Source organism: Streptomyces sp. NPDC002742 (assembly GCF_042888885.1).
Classification (GTDB): domain Bacteria; phylum Actinomycetota; class Actinomycetes; order Streptomycetales; family Streptomycetaceae; genus Streptomyces.
This window is the reverse complement of the sequence record NZ_JBIAQF010000004.1, coordinates 131,411-150,530: the sequence shown is the minus strand read 5'-3', so window position 1 is coordinate 150,530 and position 19,120 is coordinate 131,411. Positions and strand designations below refer to the sequence as shown.

Below are 19,120 nucleotides of genomic sequence, written 5' to 3'. Positions count from 1 at the left end.
CCCGCCCCGCGGGCGGGGCGCCCGACGGCCGGGCGCGGCGGAGGACACGGCCGACGAGATCCACGCCCCGCGCGCGTGGGCCCCACGGAGGAAGCCCACGCGCGTGACCGGCGGGAGAGGGTCCGGGAGAGGGACCGCCCTAGGCGGGCCGCTGAAGCACCGTCATGCTCCGGTCGACCAGGGTCAGCCGGTCACCGGCCTCGACCTTCGCGCCCGTACCCGGGGCGATTCCCTCCGGGAGGGACGTGTCGACGACGACCTGCCACTGGCGGCCGTGGTCGACCGGTACGACGAAGTCCAGGGACTTCGGGGAGGCGTTGAACAGCAGCAGGAAGGAGTCGTCGGCGATGCGCTCCCCGCGGGCGCCCGGCTCGGAGATCGCGTTGCCGTTGAGGAAGACGGACAGCGCCCTGGCCTGCGCGGACCCCCAGTCGCGCTGGGTCATCTCCTGGCCCTCCGGGGTGAACCACGCGATGTCGGAGAGCTCGTCGTGGGTGCCCTGGACGGGCCGTCCGTGGAAGAAGCGCCGCCGCCGGAACACGGGATGGTCCCTGCGCAGCCACACCATCGCGCGCGTGAAGTCGAGGAGTTCGGAGCCGTCCTCCGGCCACGGCACCCAGGCCAGCTCGCTGTCCTGGCAGTACGCGTTGTTGTTGCCGCCCTGGGAGCGCGCGAACTCGTCGCCGTGGCTGAGCATGGGCACGCCCTGGGAGAGCATCAGCGTGGCGATGAAGTTGCGCTGCTGCCGGCCCCGCAGTGCCAGCACACCCTCGTCGTCCGTCTCGCCCTCGGCGCCGCAGTTCCAGGAACGGTTGTGGCTCTCGCCGTCGCGGTTGTCCTCGCCGTTGGCCTGGTTGTGCTTGTTGTTGTACGACACGAGGTCGTGCAGCGTGAAGCCGTCGTGGCAGGTCACGAAGTTGATGGAGGCGAGCGGACGGCGTCCGTCGTCCTGGTACAGGTCGGACGAGCCGGTCAGCCGGGACGCGAACTCGGCCAGCGTGCGCGGCTCACCGCGCCACATGTCGCGGACCGTGTCGCGGTACTTGCCGTTCCACTCGGTCCACAGGGGCGGGAAGTTGCCCACCTGATAGCCGCCCTCGCCGACGTCCCAGGGCTCGGCGATCAGCTTCACCTGGGAGACCACCGGGTCCTGCTGGACGAGGTCGAAGAACGACGACAGCCGGTCCACCTCGTGGAACTGCCGGGCCAGCGTGGCCGCGAGGTCGAAGCGGAAGCCGTCCACGTGCATCTCGGTGACCCAGTAGCGCAGCGAGTCCATGATCAGCTGGAGCACGTGCGGGGAGCGCATCAGGAGCGAGTTGCCGGTCCCCGTGGTGTCCATGTAGTAGCGGGGGTCGTCCGCCAGGCGGTAGTACGAGGCGTTGTCGAGGCCCCTGAAGGAGAGCGTCGGGCCCAGGTGGTTGCCTTCGGCCGTGTGGTTGTAGACCACGTCGAGGATGACCTCGATGCCCGCCTCGTGCAGCGCCCGGACGGCCGACTTGAACTCCAGGACCTGCTGGCCCCGGTCGCCCCAGGAGGCGTACGCGTTGTGCGGGGCGAAGAAGCCGATCGTGTTGTAGCCCCAGTAGTTGTTGAGGCCCATGTCGACCAGCCGGTGGTCGTTGACGAACTGGTGTACGGGCATCAGTTCCAGTGCCGTGACGCCCAGTTCGGTCAGGTGTTCGATGATTGCCGGGTGGGCGAGCGCCGCGTACGTGCCGCGCAGTTCGTCGGGAAGCGCCGGATGGCGCATCGTGAGGCCCTTGACGTGGGCCTCGTAGAGCACGGTGTGGTGGTACTCCGTACGGGGGCGCCGGTCGTCGCCCCAGTCGAAGTACGGATTCACCACGACGGACGACATCATGTGCGGCGCCGAGTCCAGGTCGTTGCGCTTGTCGGGCGACCCGAACGGATAGCTGTACACCTCCTCGCCCCACTTGATGGCGCCGGAGATCGCCTTCGCGTACGGATCGAGCAGCAGCTTCGCGGAATTGGCGCGCTGCCCCCGCTCGGGCGCGTACCGCCCGTGCACCCGGAAGCCGTACCGCTGTCCGGGCATGATGCCGGGCAGGTACGCGTGCCGGACGAACGCGTCGGTCTCGCGCAGTTCCACGGCCGTCTCCGAGCCGTCGTCGTGCAGAAGACACAGCTCAATACGGTCGGCGGCCTCCGAGAAGACCGCGAAATTGGTACCGGCGCCGTCGTACGTGGCACCGAGTGGATACGCCTCGCCAGGCCAGACCTGCATGGATATGACTCTTCCAGTAGTGCCGTGCCCCTGGGGGCGAGTCCGTGCCGAGTCTCCCCGAAAGTGATGGAACCTCCTATGACTTACATCCCTCTTACCCCGCGACCAGGCATATCTCGTATGCCGAACCAGTGGGACTCAAGCGACTCCTGATGACATAGGGGGAGTAGGGGGAAATGTGCGCAAGATAGTGCACCGCCATCTGGGCAAGGTGGTGGCGGGTGCGGCCATCGCGGTCGCCGGGACGGCCGTGATGATCGGTATCACCCTTCCGGGGTCGGCGGGGGCCGACGAATCGGGCGGGGGCCTCGGGGCCGGCGGAACCGCGCAGCAGGCGGCGCAGGACGGGCAGGGCGGCGCGGTACGGCCCGGCGTCGTGGAGCGGGCGCCCGCCGAGGGGGAGAAGGGCAAGGGCCGTGACCCGCTGACCGACGACGAGATGAAGCGCGTCGAGCAGCTCGCGGTGAACCGGCAGCTCCTCGATTCCAGCCAGAACGTCGAGGGGGCTCGCGGACCGCAGCGCATCGGTGTCGGCCTCGCCGAGCCCGAGACGGCCGAACTGGACGACCCGAACGCGCCGCGCCGCGCCGACGTCACGTTCTACGACTACAAGGACGACACGCTCGTCACCAAGACCGTCGACCTCGACACCGGGAAGGTCGAGCACACGGGTGTCCAGCACGGCGTGCAGCCGCCGATCAGCCGCGACGAGATGACCGAGGCCGCCAAGCTGCTGATCGCCGACCCGCTCGGCGCCGGCCTGAGGGCCGACTTCAAGGACGCCACCGGCAAGGAACTCACCTCGCCCGGCCAGCTGGTGCTCAACAGCATGGTCTACCGCGCGACGCCCGGCGCCCAGCCGGCCGTCCTCGACGCCTGCGGCGAGCACCGGTGCGTACGGCTCTTCCCGAAGGTCAAGAACGGGCCCTGGATCGACAGCCGTGACCTGGTGATCGACCTGAGTGCCCGCAGGGTCGGCAAGCTCGGCTGAGCGCCGCCCTTCTCTCCTTCCCACCCTTTCAGCTTTCCGCAAGGAGTCACCTCTTCATGCGCGTCAACAGAAACAGCCGTGCCCGCAGCCGGGCGGCGGTGGGCCTTTCGGTGCTCGCCCTGGCCGCCGGCGCGACGACCGCCGCGGGTCCGGCAGCCGCCGCCCGGCCCAAGGCCGCTCCCGCCCCGCCCGCCGACTGCAGCGCGGCCTATCGCATCGAACAGAAGCTCGCCACCGGCACCACCTGGCGGATGTGCTGGCACTACGAGAGCGAGGCCGGGCTCGTCCTGGAGAACATCTCCTACCAGCCCCCCGGCGAGGCGCACCCGATCAAGGTCCTCAACAGCGCCAAGCTCGCCCAGATCGACGTGCCCTACGACGACGGCTCGGTCGAGTACAGCGACCTGACGGGCGCCGGCTTCGGCCAGGGCCTGGTCGACATGGTCCCCGCCGAATGCCCCGGCGGGGCCATCAAGACGGTCAAGGTCCCCGACGCCTGGGACCCGCAGCACGCGAACGTCAAGGGTCTGTGCACCACGACCCGTTCACGCGGCCACGCCTACCGGATGGAGGCCGACACCGGGAACAAGGTCTTCCAGAAGCAGGGCAAGGATCTGCTCGTCTACACCGTCAACAAGGTCGGCTGGTACGAGTACATCACCGAGTGGCGGTTCCAGGACGACGGCACCCTCAACATGAACATCGGCGCCACCGGCAGCCTCTCGCCCGGTGACTACGACGCGGGCGACGGCCGCGGCTGGCCGCTCGGCAAGGGTGCGAAGGACTACGCCACCAGCCACAGCCACAACGTCTTCTGGCGACTCGACTTCGGCCTGGACGGCTCGTCCAAGGGCAGGGTCGAGCAGTACGACTCCACGGTCAGCCCGCCCGCGCGCGGCGCCCAGGCGCCGAGCAACAGGACCACGGTCACCAAGGTCACCAAGGAACTCGCCGGCGACGCCAAGAACATGCGCTGGTGGCGCATCGTCAGCAACTCCGGCAAGAACAAGGACAATCACGCACGCAGTTACGAGATCGTCCCGGGCGCGACCACCAAGTACCTCGGCCGTTCCTTCACCAAGCACGACGTCTACTTCACCGAGTACAACAAGTGCGAGCAGTTCGCCAGCGACAACCTGCGCAACTGCGGTGCCGGACACGGCACATCCGTCGACAAGTGGGTCGACGGGCAGACGCTCACCCACCCCGTGGTCTGGGTCAACGTGGGTTTCCACCACATCGCCCGGGACGAGGACCAGCAGCCGATGCCGGTCCACTGGCAGGGTTTCTCCATCGCCCCGCGTGACGTCACCGCTATGAATCCGCTCACTCCGCCGGAGCTGGCGAACCAGAACGGGCATGTCGAACCAAGGTAGTTGGGAAACGACCTGTGCATCGGGCTGCACCGCTCGCCGCTCCCGGAGTACCCTTCCTTGATCGTTGATTGGGGCCTGGCCCCTGGGGAGTGCTCGGGGGAGCGGAAGGCGGTGCGCGGGTGGGCTCGGGAGGGCTGGAGCTGCCTCCTGGTGACGAGGGTCACGAGGGGAACTCCACAGATGTCCCACCCGGCGCGGTGTCCCTGGCGCGGCCGATGGAAATGGGATCCATCGGACCGGAACTGGACTGGGGCGCCGACGCCTGGCGCGAGGTGCGTACGCGCGCCCAGCGGGCCGGGCGCGCCTACATCTGGCTGAACCTGGTCGAACAGCGGCTGCGCGCGGTCGTGGCCGCTGTTCTCCGGCCCATCTACGAACCCGTCCACGGCGACGACTGGGTGGTCGCCGCCGCGGGACCGGCCGGCCAGGAGTGGGTGCAGCGCGCCGTCGCCGTGCGCGAAGTCAGCCGCCGCAAGGGGTACTTGCTCGACCCGGCCGACGACAACGTGCTCAGCTTCCTCACGCTGCCCCAGCTGCGCGAGCTGATGGTGCAGCACTGGCCGTGCTTCGAGCCCTACTTCGACGAGCGCAGGGATGTCGAACTCGCCCTGGACGAGCTGGAAGTGACCCGGAACGTCGTGTCGCGCAACCGGGCTCTGTCCGAGGCCGTGCTGGGCCAGGCCGAGCGGGCCGCCGCGAAGCTCCTGGAGATCCTCGGCGCCGGGAGTGACGTGCCCTCCGCACGGCGGCTGCCCGTGGACGCCGTCGAGAACCTCGTGGGCGACCGCTACGCGGACGTCGTCGGTGTGCACTCGGACCGGGTCCGGCTGCTGCGCCAGTTCCCCGCCGAGGACCTCTTCGGCGGGGCCCGCCGGCTCGACGCGATCGGCATCGGCCTGAACCTGCTGGTGCAGAACTTCTCCGGGCGCAGGCTGGTCCGTCTCGCAGAGTCCGGTTGCCGGACGCGGCTGCTGTTCCTGAACCCCGCGTCCAGCGCGGTCAAGCGCCGTGAGCGTGAACTCGGCATCAAACGCGGCGAGTTGAGCCGGGCGGTCGAGATGAACATCCTGCACATGCGGCGGGTGAGGTCCCGGCTGCGCGACCCGGACGCCTTCGAGATCCAGGTCTACGACGAGACGCCCCGCTTCACCGCCTACCTCGTGGACGGGGACGGCTCCGACGGTGTCGCGGTCGTGCAGTCGTATCTGCGCCGCACCCGTGGCATGGAGGCCCCGGTCCTGGTGCTGCGCGGCGGAAGCCGACTGCTCAAACAGGACGAAAGTAACGAAGAAGGACTTTTCCCGACCTATCGCGAGGAGTTCGAGGTGGCTTGGGCCGATTCGCGGCCGGTGTCCTGAAAGGCCGTTCCTCGCGGCCGAGTGGAACGCGCTCCTCGGATTGTCAGTGGCCCATGGGATCGTGGAGACCACTGGGGGAAAGCACCACGAAGAAGGGGGGCCACCCATGGGCTGGCACCGGGAGCTGCTGATCGGCTTCGACCTGGAGACGACCGGGACCGATCCGCGCGAGTCGCGGATCGTCACGGGGGCAGTGATAGAGGTCAAGGGCGGAGAACCGCTGGGGCGCCGCGAGTGGCTGGCCGATCCGGGGGTGGAGATCCCGGCCGACGCGGTGGCGGTGCACGGGATCACCAATGAGCGGGCGACAACCGAGGGCCGTCCCGCCGACGAGGTGGCCGACGCCATCGCGGGCGTCCTCGTCACCTACTGGCGGACCGGCGTTCCGGTCGTCGCGTACAACGCGGCCTTCGATCTGACACTGCTCTCCGCCGAGCTGCGGCGGTACGGACTGCCGTCGCTGCGCGAGCGGCTCGGCGGCATCGATCCGGCTCCGGTCATCGACCCGTACACGATCGACCGCTCCGTCGACCGCTACCGTCGGGGCAAGCGGAACCTCGAAGCGGTCTGCACCGAGTACGGGGTGGTCCTGGACTCCGCCCACGACGCCTCGGCCGACGCCCTGGCCGCGGGTCGGCTCGCCTGCGCGATAGCCGGCCGCCACCCCAAGGTGGCCGCTCTCGGCCCCGTCGAGCTGCACCGCCGCCAGATCGAGTGGTACGCGGAATGGGCTGCGGACTTCCAGTCCTTCCTGCGCCGCAAGGGCGAGACGGACGCCGTGGTGGACGGGACCTGGCCGCTGCGGGACCTGGCGGACGAACGGGTCTGACCCGATCCCGGGGACCGTCCGCGCGCACCCGGCCGCCGGCCAGGTGACGAGGTCCGGACGTGGTGACGGGCCGTTCACGCGCACCCCGCCACCGGGCACGGTCATAGGGCCCGGCCGCGATGACGAGGTCCGGCTAAGGGGTGAGGCCCCGGGATGCGATTCGGCCAGGGTGACGGGGTCCGGACGCGCCAGCGGGTCCGGACGCGCCGACGGGGTCCGGCAACCGGGAGGGGCCCGGACTTGCCGACGGGTCCGGTCACCGTGACGGGGCCCGTTCAGCGTGGCCAGGGCGCCGGGTGACGCCGGGTCGAGGCAGATACCGGAGGTCAGGTCAGAACGGGTACCAGCGCACCGTCTCGTCGCCGTCCCGCAGTGACGCCACCCTGCGTTCGAACTCGGCCAGCGCCTTGGGGTTCGTCGGTGCGTGCTGGGCGACCCAGGCGCAGCTGGCGGTCTCGCGGGCGCTCCGGAGGACGGAGCAGCCCTCCCACGCGCGGACGTCCCAGCCGTAGGCCGCGGTGAAGGAGTCGTACGCCTCGGCGGGAAGGCCGTAGCGGTCACGGGAGAGCGCCATGACCACGAGGTCGTGCTCGCGCAGATCGGCGGAGAAGGTCTCCAGGTCGACCAGGACCGGGCCGTCCGGGCCGACATGGACGTTGCGGGGCAGCGCGTCGCCGTGGATCGGGCCCGGCGGCAGGTGCGGGGTGAGCGAGGCGGCGGCCGTCGCGAAGCCGTCGCGCCGCTCCCGCAGATACGCCGCGTCCACGGGGTCGATCGCGTCGCCCGCCAGCCGCAGCCAACGCTCCACGCCGCCGAGGAGTTCGCGGGGCGGCAGGGCGAAGGCGGGTGAGGGCAGCGCGTGCACCACGCGCAGAAGTTCGGCCAGATCGCGCGGCTCGGCCGGGCGGACGGGATCGGGCAGCCGGTGCCACACGGTCACGGGGTGTCCTTCGACCAGCAGCGGCTCGGGCTCGGCGGCCCGCACCGCGGGGACGCCCGACTCGGCGAGCCATGCGGCGATGTCCAGCTCCCGGCGGGCGCGGTCGAGGAGTTCGGCATCGCGCCCCACCTTGACGACCAGGTCGGCGGCGGCGAACACCGCGTTCTCGCCGAGGGCGAGGAGAGATGCGTCCCGCACCGGCCCCGGCAGTACCTTCGCCGCGGCCAGTACGTCCCGCGCCCGTGCCTCGTCCATCGCCCGCCTCCGTGTCCTCGCGCGCCGCCCGCGCGGCCCTCGTGTCCGACGGCGTCGGGTTCACGCCATCCGTCGGCCAGTGTCGCATTCCCACAGGTCGGACCGGGTGCGCGATGCCTTGACGACCCACACAGACTTCACGACCATGACGGGGGCCGCCGGGACGGCAGGGACGGCCGGACCACCGCGCGCCGCCCGAAGGAGCTGACGCCATGACCGTGACGGCCGCGACCGGGCGGTCACCGAAGCGCGCGCCGCGTCCCGTGGGCCGGGAAGGCCGCCCCCTCGACCACGGCGCCTGGTTCCTGGTGCTGCCCGCGCTGATCCCCATCCTGGTGCTCAGCGCCGGACCGCTGCTGTACGGGATCGGGCTGGCGTTCACCGACTCCCAGTCGGGGCGGACGTCGCCCACCCAGTGGGTCGGCGGCCTGAACTTCCAGGACCTGCTGCACGACACCCTGTTCTGGGACTCGTTCCGGATCGGTCTGGTGTGGGCGGCCGGTGTGACCGTGCCGCAGTTCCTCCTCGCGCTCGGGCTCGCCCTGCTGCTCGACCAGGATCTGCGGCTGCGCCCGCTCGCCCGCGCCCTCGCGATCATTCCCTGGGCCATGCCCGAGGTCGTCGTCGGCATCATGTGGCGGCTGGTCTACAACCCCGACGCGGGCATCCTCAACGAAAGCCTGCGCGACCTCGGTCTCGGCGGGGGTCGTGACTGGCTGAGCGGAATCGGCACCGCGTTGCCCGCGGTTGTCGTCGTCGGCGTCTGGGCGGGCATGCCGCAGACCACGGTCGCCCTGCTCGCCGGACTGCAGAACACCCCGCGCGAACTCCACGAGGCAGCCGCGATGGACGGCGCGGGTGCCTGGCGCCGCTTCCTGACGGTCACCTGGCCCGCCCTGAGACCGGTGGCGCTCGCCATCACGGCGCTCAACTTCATCTGGAACTTCAACTCGTTCGCGCTGGTGTATGTGCTGACCAACGGGGGGCCGGGCGGACGTACCCGGCTGCCGATGCTCTTCTCCTACGAAGAGGCCTTCCGCTACGGACAGTTCGGCTACGCGGCGGCGATGGGCTGTGTGATGGTCGCGGTGATCTCGGTGATCCTCGCCGGATATCTCGCCGGCCGCCTGAGGGGAGGCGAGGACGCGTGAGGACGCGCAAGAGCGCCCGCGTGGGCCAGTACGCGGCACTGCTCGGCTACCTCGTCTTCCTGGCCTTCCCCTTCCTCTGGCTGCTCTCCACCGCCTTCAAACCGGCGCGGGAGCTGGCCAGTCTGCATCCCACCTGGATTCCCCGGGACCCGACGCTCGCCAATTTCCGGCAGGCCCTCGACGAGCAGCCGCTGCTGCGCGCCGGGCTCAACTCCCTGATCGCGGCGCTCGGCGCGGCGCTGATCGCCGTACTGATCGCGACGCCGATGGCGTATGTCATGGCGCGGCACCGCACGCCGCTCGCGAGGGCCGCCACCGGGTGGGTCGTGGTCAGCCAGGCCTTCCCCTTCGTGCTGGTCATCATCCCGCTGTTCCTCGTGCTGAAGAACCTGCGGCTGATCGACTCGATGCCCGGACTGATCATGGTGTACGTGGTGTGGGCGCTGCCGTTCGCGCTGTGGATGCTGGTGGGGTACGTACGGGCCGTGCCGGCCGAGCTGGAGGAGGCGGCCGCGGTCGACGGGGCGGGCCGGGCGCGCACGCTGATCTCCGTCACGGCGCCGCTGCTGGCGCCCGGGATCGTGGCGACGGCGCTCTTCGCGTTCATCAGCGCGTGGAACGAGTTCTTCTTCGCCCTGGTCCTGCTCAAGAGCCCGGAGAAGCAGACCCTGCCGGTCGTCCTCACGCACTTCATCGGGGCGGAGGGCGCCGCGGACCTCGGGCCGCTGGCCGCGGCGGCGTTCCTGGCGACGCTGCCCTCGCTGGTCGTCTTCGCGGTCATCCAGAAGCGGATCACGGGCGGTATGCTCGCCGGGGCGGTGAAGAGCTGATGAGGACCCGACTGCTGACCGTCCTGGCCGTGCTCGGCCTGCTGCTCACCGGCTGCGCGGACGGCGACGGCGGGGCGCGAGGCGTGATCACCCTGCGATTCCAGTCGCTGGCCTGGCAGCAGGACTCCGTCACCGCCAACAAGGAACTCGTGCAGGAGTGGAACGCGAGCCACTCCGACGTCAAGGTCGATTACGTACAGGGGAGTTGGGACAGCGTTCACGACCAGCTGCTCACCTCCTTCGAGGGCGGTGAGGCGCCCGACATCATCCACGACGCCTCGGACGACCTCGCGGACTTCGCGTACGGCGGCTATCTCGCCGACCTGAGCGAACTGCTGTCGACGCGGCTGAAGTCGGACATCCCGCAACAGAGCTGGGAGACGGCCACCTTCAAAGGCGGGGTCTACGGCGTGCCCTTCCTTCAGGAGCCGCGTGTTCTGATCGCCAACGCGCGGTGGCTGAAGGCGTCGGGTGTCCGCATACCGACTCCCGAAAAACCCTGGAGCTGGAGCGAGTTCCGTACGATCGCCGAGCGACTGAGCGGCGGGGGCAGGTACGGCGTCGCGTGGCCGCTCAAGGAACCCGTCTCGGCGACGCTCAACCTGTCCCTCTCCGCGGGCGGCCGGCTGTTCCACCGGGGTGCGGACGGCAAGGTGACGGTGCGCTTCGACGCGGCGGACGCCGTGGTGCCGCGGACCGTGCGCGACGAGGTGAACGAGGACCGCAGCGCGTCGAGCGCCACGCTCGGTATGGGCGGCTCCGACACGCTGCCCGGGTTCTTCGGCGGCAAGTACGCGATGGTCCCGCTCGGCTTCTCCTACCGTCAGCAGATCGTGCAGCAGGCGCCGAAGGGCTTCGACTGGCAGGTACTGCCCGCGCCGGCCGGAGCGGACGGCCTCGCCCAGGGGGTCAGCCCGCAGACGCTCTCGATCGCCGAGGACAGCCCGCACAAGAAGGAGGCGGCCGCGTTCCTCGACTTCCTGCTGAGGCCGGGGAACATGGTCCGGCTCGCCCTCGGCGACTGGATGCTGCCCACCGGCACGGAGGCGCTAAATAACCCTGCCCTGCACACCACCAAGGACGACTGGGCCACCGGTACCGCGCTGGCGGCCCACCTGCGCTCGGCGCCCGCCCAGTCCGTCCGCGGCTACCCGGAGTGGAAGGACAAGATCGCGACCCCGGCGTTCCAGGACTACTACAGCGGGGCGATCGACCTCGGCGAGCTGCGCCGACGGCTGGTGAAGGACGGAAACCTGGTGCTGGCCCGCTATCAGCGCTGAGCGCCTGCCCCGGTCCGGCCCGGCAGGATCTCGCGGGTGGACGCTTGACCACCTGCGGGAAGGGCCGTGGCCACCTGCGGGAAGGGCCTGCCGGCCCCCTCCGGGCGGAGGGGGCCGGCAGGCCCTGAAAAGTGCGCGGTGGTTCGGGCCGGTGGTTCGAGCCAGTGGTCCGCGCCGCTCGTTCAGGCCGGTGGGTCCGGTGGGTCCGGTGGTCCGAGCCGGCCGTCGCGGTGGCCGGTCGTGGCCGGCTACACCCCGGCCCGCTCGCCCCGCGGCACCGGCGGCGCGACGGCCTCGGGTGCCTCGTCGTGGGTGAGGTCGGGCATCCGGTTCAGCCACTTCGGCAGGTACCAGTTGCGCTCGCCGAGCAGCGCCATCACCGCGGGGAGCAGGACACCCCGGATGATCGTCGCGTCGATGAGCACCGCTGCCGCCAGGCCCACACCCATCTGCTTCATGGACTGCATGGACAGCGTCCCGAAGATCGCGAAGACGGCGACCATGATGACGGCGGCGCTGGTGACGACACCGGCCGTGGTGACCACCCCGTGCCGGATCGCGTCCTTGGTGCTGCGGCCCCGCAGCCGTGCCTCACGGATCCGGGAGACCACGAACACGTGGTAGTCCATCGAGAGCCCGAAGAGGATCACGAAGAGGAACAGCGGCAGCCAGGCGACGATCGCGCCGACGCCCGCCGCTCCCACCAGGGACGCGCCCCAGCCGTGCTGGAAGACCGCGACCAGGATGCCGTAGGCGGCCGCCACCGAGAGGAGGTTGAGCGCGATCGAGGTGATCGCGATCGTCAGCGAGCGGAACGAGAGCAGCATCAGGAGGAAGGCGAAGACGACCACGAAGGCGAAGACCGGGGTCACCGAGCCGATCAACTGGTCGTTGAAGTCGTGCGATCCCGCGACCTGTCCGGTGATCGGCGCCTGCAGGCCGTCGACCTTGCCGAGCGTCTGCGGCCGTACCGTGTCGCGCAGCAGTTGCAGGCTCTTCTCCGCCTTGTCCTGGTCGGAGCCGCCGACCAGCGGGACGAAGACGAAGGCGACGTTGTGCTCCGCGTGCACCTTGATGTCGACCGGACCGCGCGAGGCGCCCGAACTGACCGCCTTCGCACGGAAGTCGGCGAGCGCGGCCTTCACGTCGGCGGCGTTGATGTCCCGCGCCCTGACGACCACCTCGGCCGGCTCGGAGCCGCCGGGGAACGCTTCGTTGACCCGGTTGTACGTGCCCACGATCGACAGCGAGTTACCGAACTCCTTGTCCAGGGTGAGCTGTTGGGTCTTCATGCCGAGTGCCGGAGCGGCGATGGCGAGCAGCACGCCGGTCGCGACGACCAGGGAGACCGCGGGCCTGGCGAGCACCACGCGCAGGACGGCGCCCCAGAACCGGCTGCCCTCGTCGGCCGGACGGCGGTTGCCCCGGGCGCCGTTCGCGGCGCGTCGCTTGGCCCGGTGCAGGAACGGGATGCGGCCCTTCTCGACGCGCTCGCCGAGCAGGGAGAGCAGGGCGGGCAGCACGGTGACCGAGCCGACCATGGCGACGGCGACGACCATCAGAGAGGCCAGGCCCATCGCCTCGAACTCTGCGAGCCCGGTGAAGAGCATGCCCGCCATCGCCACGCACACGGTGACACCGGAGACGATGATGGCGCGGCCACTGGTCGCGGCGGCGATCCGCAGCGCCGTGCCGGCGTCGCGACCCGCCTCGCGCTCCTCGCGCTCACGCCGCAGATAGAACAGGCAGTAGTCGACGCCGACGGCCAGACCCACCAGCAGCATCACGGAGTTGGCCGTGTCGCTCATCGGCATCAGGTGGCTGACTACGCCCATCAGGCCCATCGTCGCCATGATGGCGGTGACCGCGAGCGCCACCGGGAGCAGCGCCGCCACCAGCGCGCCGAAGGCGATCAGCAGGATGCCGAGCGCCACGGGCACGGCCGAGAGCTCGGCTTTCTGGAAGTCGTCGCCGAACGCGTCGTCGTACTGCTTCTTCATACTGGCGCCGCCGATCTCCTCGATCCGCAGCCCGGCATGGTCCTTCTGCACGCTCTGGACGGCGTTCAGCACGGGCGCGACGCGGTCGCCCGCCGTCTCGGAGTCGCCGCGCATGTCGAACTGCACGAGCGCGCTGCGGCCGTCCTTCGAGATCGTCCTGGAGTCGTACGGCGAGGTCACGTCCGTGACCCTGCCGGTGGCGTCGACCGCCTTGACGACCGCGGCGACCGCGCTCCTGAACTCGGCGTCCGTGGCCTTGGCGCCCGCGTCCTTCGCCTGGATCAGGACCGTCTCACTGGCCGGCTCCTTGATGCCGGCGTCCTCGATGATCTTGGCTGCGGTGTGCGTCTCGCCCTGGAGCTGGTCGCTCTCCTTGACGTCGACGCGGCCCGCCGCGGAGCCGAGGCCCATCGCCAGGACGACGAACAGCACCCAGATTCCGACGGCCGCCCATCGGTGCCGGGCGCTCCAGCCGCCTGCTCGGGCGGCGATGCCCCGCACCCGTGTGTCTCCGTTCCCCATGACGGGCCAGCCCCTTTGTGCACGGTGACAGCCCCCTGCCGCCACCTTTGTATCGAAGGTATGGCCCCGATAAGAGCGTCTCGTCGTGCTGTCCGGTGACCCCTCGGCACTCCGGCTCCTCCCCGCGGACCCCGGGGTCTCCGCACTGGGGAGGACGGAAGCCCCTTACACGTAAAGGCACTTCTCGGGGACACCGCTCAGGGATCGGCGGGGCGTGCGCCGTCCGTCCGCCCGAGGAGCGACCCTCGGGCGGACCCGGCCGTCGTGCCCACCCGCGCCGGGCAGTGCCGCCGTTTTAAGGTGTGCGGATGACGACGACGTACGCGGCGCTGTTGCGCGGCATCAATGTGGGCGGCGCGAAGAAGGTGCCGATGGCCGAGCTGCGCACCCTGATGGAAGGCCTGGGACACGGCGACGTCCGCACCTATCTCCAGAGCGGGAACGCGGTGTTCAGCAGCGGCCGCGGCGACGAGGAATCCCTCGCCGAGGAGCTCTCCGGGGCCATAGAGAAGCATTTCGGCTTCGGCGTCGGCGTGCTCGTCCGTGATCACGCCTATCTGAAGGCCGTGCAGGAGGCGTGCCCGTTCCCGGCCGCCGAACTGGAGGCCAAGCAGCTGCACGTCACGTACTTCTCGGATCACGTCGGCCCCGAGCGATTCGCCTCCGTCGAGCCCGCGGCCTTCCTCCCCGAGGAGTTCCGTCTCGGCGACCGTGTCCTCTACCTGTACGCACCCGACGGTCTCGGCCGGTCCAAGCTGGCGGAGGCCCTGGCGAAGCCCAGACTGCTCAAGGGCGTCCTCGCCACCACACGGAACTGGAACACCGTCGTCAAACTGGAGGAGCTGACCGGTGCTTGAGCGCAACGCCGCCGTCGAGGCCGCCATCGAGTGTGAACTGCGCCTGCTCGACCCTGCGGTCCGCCGCTCGGCCGAACTCGTCGGCGCGCTGCTGCACCCCGACTTCTACGAGTTCGGCGCGTCCGGACACATCTGGGACCGCGCCTCGACGGTCGAGATGCTGGCCTCGGAGACGGACACGGAGGCCGGGGGCCGCAGCACGACCACGCGCATGAAGGGCGTGCAGCTCGCCACCGACCTGGTCCATCTGACGTTCGACACGGACGACAACGGCCGCCGGGCACACCGGAGTTCACTGTGGCGCCGCACCGGCACCGAGTGGCTGCTGTACTTCCACCAGGGCACTCCGTTCAGCTCCGTGGAAGAGTGACCCTTCGTACACCCGCATAGGTCGTGTACGAGGTGATCTCGTCCGGGACGGTCAGGCGCGGGTCCCGGTACAGGCGTCGGACCTCGTCGTCCGTGCGGGCCGCGGCGACGGCGTCGGTCCGCGCGAGGTCGTCCTCGGTGAGGGCGGCTTCGTCGAGAACCTCGGGTCCCCAGCAGTCCCAGGGAAGCACCTCGACGCCGTTGAGGGCGGCCAGGTCGCGCAGGACATTGCCGCGGACGTACCACAGGCCCCTGATCCCCCGGAGTCCGGCGACGCCGAAGGTGCCGGGGTCCCGGCGGCCGGCCCGGCACTCCCGCCAAGCCTGGCCCGCCACGAGGAACCGGTCCCTCGGGACATCCAGCGGATCGAAGTCCACCTCGTAGGGGCCGTACGCGACCTGCGCGTCCACCAGCCGCCAACCGCCGTCCGGCGAACGGTACTCGGTGACCCAGTGGTCGTCGTGGAAGCCCTCGACGAGGTAGGTGGCGAATCCGCAGCGCAGCCGGGCGGGTGTGCCCGTCGCCCGCAGCATGGAACAGAGCAGCAGGGAGAAGTCGCGGCAGGTCCCGACGAACCGTTCACCCGGTTCACGCCCTCGGGTCAGTGGCGCGTCCGAGCGCTCCCGCAGGATCCGGGTCATCTCCGACACGTATCGCGCCTCCGCGTCCTCGCGCAGCCGCCGCTCCGTGATGACATGGCCGAAGCGCTCGCCCTCTCGCCGATGGATGATCAGATTCCGTACGAGGAGCGCGAGTCGCCGAGGATCGACGGGCAGTTCGCCGAAGCCCGGACGGCCGGGGTCGCTGAAGACGCTCTGCGTCAGATGGACGTCCATGCCCCGGACCCTCGGGTCTGCCCCAGGGGCAAGGTCAACCGCCGAACGGCGAGATCGCCCTCCTGGCCCGCCCGCACGGCGCACAGACCCCGTTCAACGTGCTGCTCCAGCGGCCGGCGGACATCGCCCGATGATCGTCAAGGAGCTGGACGGTGGAAAGAGCCTGGGCGGAGTGGAGGAGACCCCGGTCCGCTCCACGTCCGCCCGCAGCCGGGTACGAGCCGTCCGGCCGCCGCGCGCGGGGTGGTTCACAACCGCTGCACGCGGATCGTTCCGCCGGGAAAGCCTCAGTCGTCAGGGGTGTCCGGCCGCGCGTCGACGGGAGCCGCGGACGGCAGACGAGACCGGCTCCGCCACAACTCCCACGCCTCCCGCTTCCGCTGCTCCAGGCGTTCCCGCCGTTCCCGCCGTTCCCGCAGGTCCTCGGACACGGTGATACCGAGTGGGAACGGCCATGCGACGGACATGAAGACCCATAGGAGCAGCGCCAGAGGGAGCCCGGAGACGTCCGTCGGCATCCGGTCCTCCACGGCCTCCCGCAGACCCCAGGGGGTCAGCCAGAGCGCCTTCCCGTCCTTGATCCAGCCGTACAGAACCCATGCGCACTGGCCGGCGACCAGATATCCGGCGATGCAGACGGCGACGATCACCAGGATCTTCACGAACTCTCGCTCCTCGCCCGTTTGCGGTGCGGGCCGTGGCGGGCCCCGCCCGATCGCCCGCCGGATCCCCCGTCGGTCCGGCCCGGCGGTTCCGGGAATTGCACCACAGACGGGCACCGGGCGGCAGCCGGGTTTCCGGTGCGCCATACGCAGGGCGCCGAGAGGGCCCCGCCTTCGAGGTCAGGCGCCGACCGCGGCCAAGGACGGCATCCGTGCCTCGTCGTAGCGGTCCAGCAGAAGGCGCGCGACCTCCGGCGCGGGACCGAGGACATCGGCGAGGACGTCCGCCCCGGCGGCACCCCGGGCGATGCGGTCCGGCAGGAAGCCGGGAGCCAGGACGTACGGCGCGACGGCGACGCGTTCGCAGCCGAGGGCGCGCAGCTCACGGACGGCGTCCTCGGTGCGGGGAAGGGATGCGGAGGCGAACGCGGGCCGCACGGCGCACCAACCGGTGTGCCGCCACTCCCGCGCGATTTCTGCGATCACCGCGATCGCCTCCGGGTCGGTGGACCCCGCCGAGGCCAGGACGACCCCGGCCCGGGACTTGTCGGCGGGCGTCAGCCCGGCCTCGTACAGCCGGCGTTCGAGCGCGGCGGTCAGCAGCGGGGACGGGCCGAGCACCTCCGCCTGCCGGATCCGCAGCCGCGACGGTGCCTGACGCAGCACCGCCGGGATGTCCGACTTGGCGTGGAAGGCGCGGGTCAGCAGCAGCGGCAGCGCCACCACCTCGCGGACGCCCTCGGCCGCCAGGGAGTTCAGCACCCCCTGCACGGACGGGATGTTGAAGTCGAGGAAACCGGTCTCCACGCGCAGGCCGGGGCGCTGGGCGCGCACCCTTCGTACCAGGGCGTGCACCGTCGCGGCGTGCCGCGGGTCGCGGCTGCCGTGGGCGATGACGACGAGGACGGGACGCTCCGGCCTGTTCATGACGGGGTCAGCCCTTCACCAGGAGTCCGCGGCTGCGCAGCACCCACCGCTCCACCGGGCTGAAGATCAGCAGGTCGATGGCGATGCCGACGAACAGGATGAGGAAGATGGCGAGGAAGACCATCGGCATGGAGCTGGCGTTGCGGCCGTTCTCCAGCAACTGGCCGAGGCCCACGCCGAGGTCGGGGGAGGAGGCGATGATCTCCGCGGCCATCAGGGAGCGCCAGGAGAACGCCCAGCCCTGCTTCAGACCGGCCAGGTAGCCGGGCAGCGCGGCCGGCATCACGATGTGCCAGGTCCCGCGCAGGCCCGTCGCGCCCATCGTGCGGCCGGCCCGCAGGAAGAGCGGCGGCACCTGGTCCACGCCCGACACCAGCCCGTTGGCGATCGAGGGGACCGCGCCGAGCAGGATCACCGCGTACATCATCGAGTTGTCCAGACCCAGCCAGATCACGGCCGGCGGCACCCACGCCACCGACGGCAGCGACTGCAGGCCCGACAGGATCGGGCCGATCGCGGCCCGCACGAACTTCACCCGGGCCACCACCAGGCCCAGCGGGGTCCCGATCACCAGGGCGAACAGGAAGCCGAGCAGACCGCGCGAGACGCTGGTCCAGATGTAGTCGAGCAGCGTGCCCTGGAGCCAGGCGTTCTTGACCTCGGCCCAGACGGCCGACGGTGAGGGCAGTTTGGTCGGGTCGTCGACGATCTTGAACGTGATCAGCGCCTGCCAGGCCGCCAGGACCACCACGGCCGCGACGAGCGGCGGCAGCACCTTCTGCCGGAACGTCGTGCCGAAGGAGCCGCGGCCGGTGACGGAGGACTCCAGCGCGTCGAGGCCCGCCTCCAGTCCGCCCAGCCCGGCGTTGTTGTCCTTGACGGCCGCGTCGGACGTCGTCTCAGTGCTGGCCATGGCGGCGGATCTCCCCACGCAGTTCTTCGGTGATCTCGATGGACAGTTCCGCCACGGGAGCGTCCTCGATGCGGCGCGGCTGCGGAATGTCCACGGTCCACTGGCGGGCGACACGCCCCGGGCGGGAGGACAGCAGGACCACCCGCTGGGCGAGCCGCACCGCCTCACGGACGTTGTGCGTGACGAAGAGGACGGACAGGCCCGTCTCGCGCCAGATCCGGGTCAGCTCGTCGTGCAGCACGTCCCGGGTGATCGCGTCCAGCGCCGCGAACGGCTCGTCCATCAGCAGGATCTGGCTGTCCTGCGCGAGCGCCCGCGCCATCGCCACGCGCTGGCGCATACCGCCGGACAGCTCGTGCACCCGCTTGCCGTACGCGCCCTGGAGCCGGACGAGTTCGAGCAGCTCCTCGGCCTTGCCGCGCCGCTCGGCCTTGGGAACTCCCCTCAGTTTCAGGGCGAGTTCGATGTTCTTGCCCGCGGTCAGCCACGGGAAGAGGGCGTGCTCCTGGAACATCAGAGCGGGGCGCCCGTTGGTCGTGATGGTGCCGGCGGAGGGCTTGTCGAGCCCCGCCACCAGGTTCAGCAGTGTGGACTTGCCGCACCCCGAGGCCCCCAGGAGGGTGACGAACTCGCCCGGCGCGACATCGAGGGTGATGTCGTCGAGGACGAGCTGGGGACCCGCGGGTCCGGCGAAGGACTTCGAGACGTGCTCGATGCGGGTGGCGTACTCCGTCGTGTCGGCGCCGTCGGCGGCCTTGGCGAGCGTTGTAACCATG

General features: G+C 70.5%; 17 protein-coding genes. 9 read left to right on the top strand and 8 right to left on the bottom strand.

All coding sequences use genetic code 11. The features are described from left to right. Positions 1-139: 139 nt before the first annotated feature. On the bottom strand, positions 140-2,248 hold the full coding sequence (gene glgX / locus ACFYW8_RS08135; RefSeq protein WP_389069117.1) for a glycogen debranching protein GlgX: 2,109 nt from the start codon (positions 2,246-2,248) through the stop codon (positions 140-142). Positions 2,249-2,426: 178 nt separating this feature from the next. On the opposite strand from glgX, the gene ACFYW8_RS08130 reads away from it, so the two are divergent. From ACFYW8_RS08130 to ACFYW8_RS08115, 4 genes are all read left to right on the top strand, one after another. Further along, on the top strand, positions 2,427-3,239 hold the full coding sequence (locus tag ACFYW8_RS08130; protein ID WP_389069114.1) for a Tat pathway signal sequence domain protein: 813 nt from the start codon (positions 2,427-2,429) through the stop codon (positions 3,237-3,239). Positions 3,240-3,295: 56 nt separating this feature from the next. Continuing rightward, the gene (locus ACFYW8_RS08125; protein WP_365868676.1) at positions 3,296-4,615 is read left to right on the top strand and encodes a copper amine oxidase; all 1,320 of its coding nucleotides are present in this window, start codon (positions 3,296-3,298) and stop codon (positions 4,613-4,615) included. Between the two features lie 119 nt (positions 4,616-4,734). Next, a complete protein-coding gene (locus ACFYW8_RS08120; protein ID WP_365868674.1) occupies positions 4,735-5,973 on the top strand; it encodes an SAV2148 family HEPN domain-containing protein in 1,239 nt (412 codons plus the stop codon). A 106-nt stretch (positions 5,974-6,079) separates the two neighbouring features. Then, positions 6,080-6,802 (top strand): 3'-5' exonuclease, encoded by a 723-nt coding sequence (locus ACFYW8_RS08115; protein WP_389069111.1) that lies wholly within the window; start codon positions 6,080-6,082, stop codon positions 6,800-6,802. A 331-nt stretch (positions 6,803-7,133) separates the two neighbouring features. On the opposite strand, the gene ACFYW8_RS08110 is transcribed toward ACFYW8_RS08115, so the two are convergent. Beyond that, on the bottom strand, positions 7,134-7,997 hold the full coding sequence (locus tag ACFYW8_RS08110) for a phosphotransferase enzyme family protein (protein WP_389069108.1): 864 nt from the start codon (positions 7,995-7,997) through the stop codon (positions 7,134-7,136). A gap of 212 nt (positions 7,998-8,209) precedes the next feature. Between ACFYW8_RS08110 and ACFYW8_RS08105 the strand changes: the two genes are divergently transcribed. From ACFYW8_RS08105 to ACFYW8_RS08095, 3 genes are read left to right on the top strand one after another with little or no spacing between them, the layout of a single operon-like run. After that, positions 8,210-9,148 (top strand): carbohydrate ABC transporter permease, encoded by a 939-nt coding sequence (locus tag ACFYW8_RS08105; protein WP_389069105.1) that lies wholly within the window; start codon positions 8,210-8,212, stop codon positions 9,146-9,148. Continuing rightward, complete coding sequence (locus tag ACFYW8_RS08100; RefSeq protein ID WP_389069102.1) at positions 9,145-9,978, top strand: carbohydrate ABC transporter permease; 834 nt, start codon at positions 9,145-9,147, stop codon at positions 9,976-9,978. The genes ACFYW8_RS08105 and ACFYW8_RS08100 overlap by 4 nt, the downstream gene beginning before the upstream one ends. Then, positions 9,978-11,258 (top strand): ABC transporter substrate-binding protein, encoded by a 1,281-nt coding sequence (locus tag ACFYW8_RS08095; protein WP_389069099.1) that lies wholly within the window; start codon positions 9,978-9,980, stop codon positions 11,256-11,258. Before ACFYW8_RS08100 ends, ACFYW8_RS08095 begins: the two co-directional genes overlap by 1 nt. 248 nt (positions 11,259-11,506) lie before the next feature. Here the strand turns inward: ACFYW8_RS08095 and ACFYW8_RS08090 are convergent, their stop codons facing one another. Then, positions 11,507-13,780: an MMPL family transporter gene (locus ACFYW8_RS08090; RefSeq protein ID WP_389069096.1), complete on the bottom strand. Its 2,274-nt coding sequence runs from the start codon at positions 13,778-13,780 to the stop codon at positions 11,507-11,509. A gap of 308 nt (positions 13,781-14,088) precedes the next feature. Here ACFYW8_RS08090 and ACFYW8_RS08085 point away from each other — a divergent pair, with 308 nt between their 5' ends. Together ACFYW8_RS08085 and ACFYW8_RS08080 are read left to right on the top strand one after the other, a co-directional pair. After that, positions 14,089-14,637: a DUF1697 domain-containing protein gene (locus ACFYW8_RS08085; RefSeq protein ID WP_365868630.1), complete on the top strand. Its 549-nt coding sequence runs from the start codon at positions 14,089-14,091 to the stop codon at positions 14,635-14,637. After that, positions 14,630-15,007: a DUF4440 domain-containing protein gene (locus ACFYW8_RS08080; protein ID WP_389069091.1), complete on the top strand. Its 378-nt coding sequence runs from the start codon at positions 14,630-14,632 to the stop codon at positions 15,005-15,007. Before ACFYW8_RS08085 ends, ACFYW8_RS08080 begins: the two co-directional genes overlap by 8 nt. Here ACFYW8_RS08080 and ACFYW8_RS08075 read toward each other — a convergent pair. The 5 genes from ACFYW8_RS08075 to ACFYW8_RS08055 form a co-directional block, all read right to left on the bottom strand. Beyond that, complete coding sequence (locus ACFYW8_RS08075; protein WP_389069087.1) at positions 14,988-15,842, bottom strand: transglutaminase-like domain-containing protein; 855 nt, start codon at positions 15,840-15,842, stop codon at positions 14,988-14,990. The two genes, ACFYW8_RS08080 and ACFYW8_RS08075, sit on opposite strands and share 20 nt — an antisense overlap. A 287-nt stretch (positions 15,843-16,129) precedes the next feature. Beyond that, positions 16,130-16,504, bottom strand: coding sequence for a hypothetical protein (locus ACFYW8_RS08070; protein ID WP_365868625.1), 375 nt, complete (start codon positions 16,502-16,504; stop codon positions 16,130-16,132). A 180-nt stretch (positions 16,505-16,684) separates the two neighbouring features. Further along, complete coding sequence (locus ACFYW8_RS08065) at positions 16,685-17,431, bottom strand: sirohydrochlorin chelatase (RefSeq protein WP_389069082.1); 747 nt, start codon at positions 17,429-17,431, stop codon at positions 16,685-16,687. 7 nt (positions 17,432-17,438) lie between these two features. Next, a complete protein-coding gene (locus ACFYW8_RS08060; protein WP_389069080.1) occupies positions 17,439-18,344 on the bottom strand; it encodes an ABC transporter permease in 906 nt (301 codons plus the stop codon). Then, entirely contained in the window at positions 18,331-19,119 is a 789-nt protein-coding gene (locus tag ACFYW8_RS08055) for an ABC transporter ATP-binding protein (RefSeq protein WP_389069077.1), read from the bottom strand. The genes ACFYW8_RS08060 and ACFYW8_RS08055 overlap by 14 nt, the downstream gene beginning before the upstream one ends. Position 19,120: the final 1 nt, after the last annotated feature.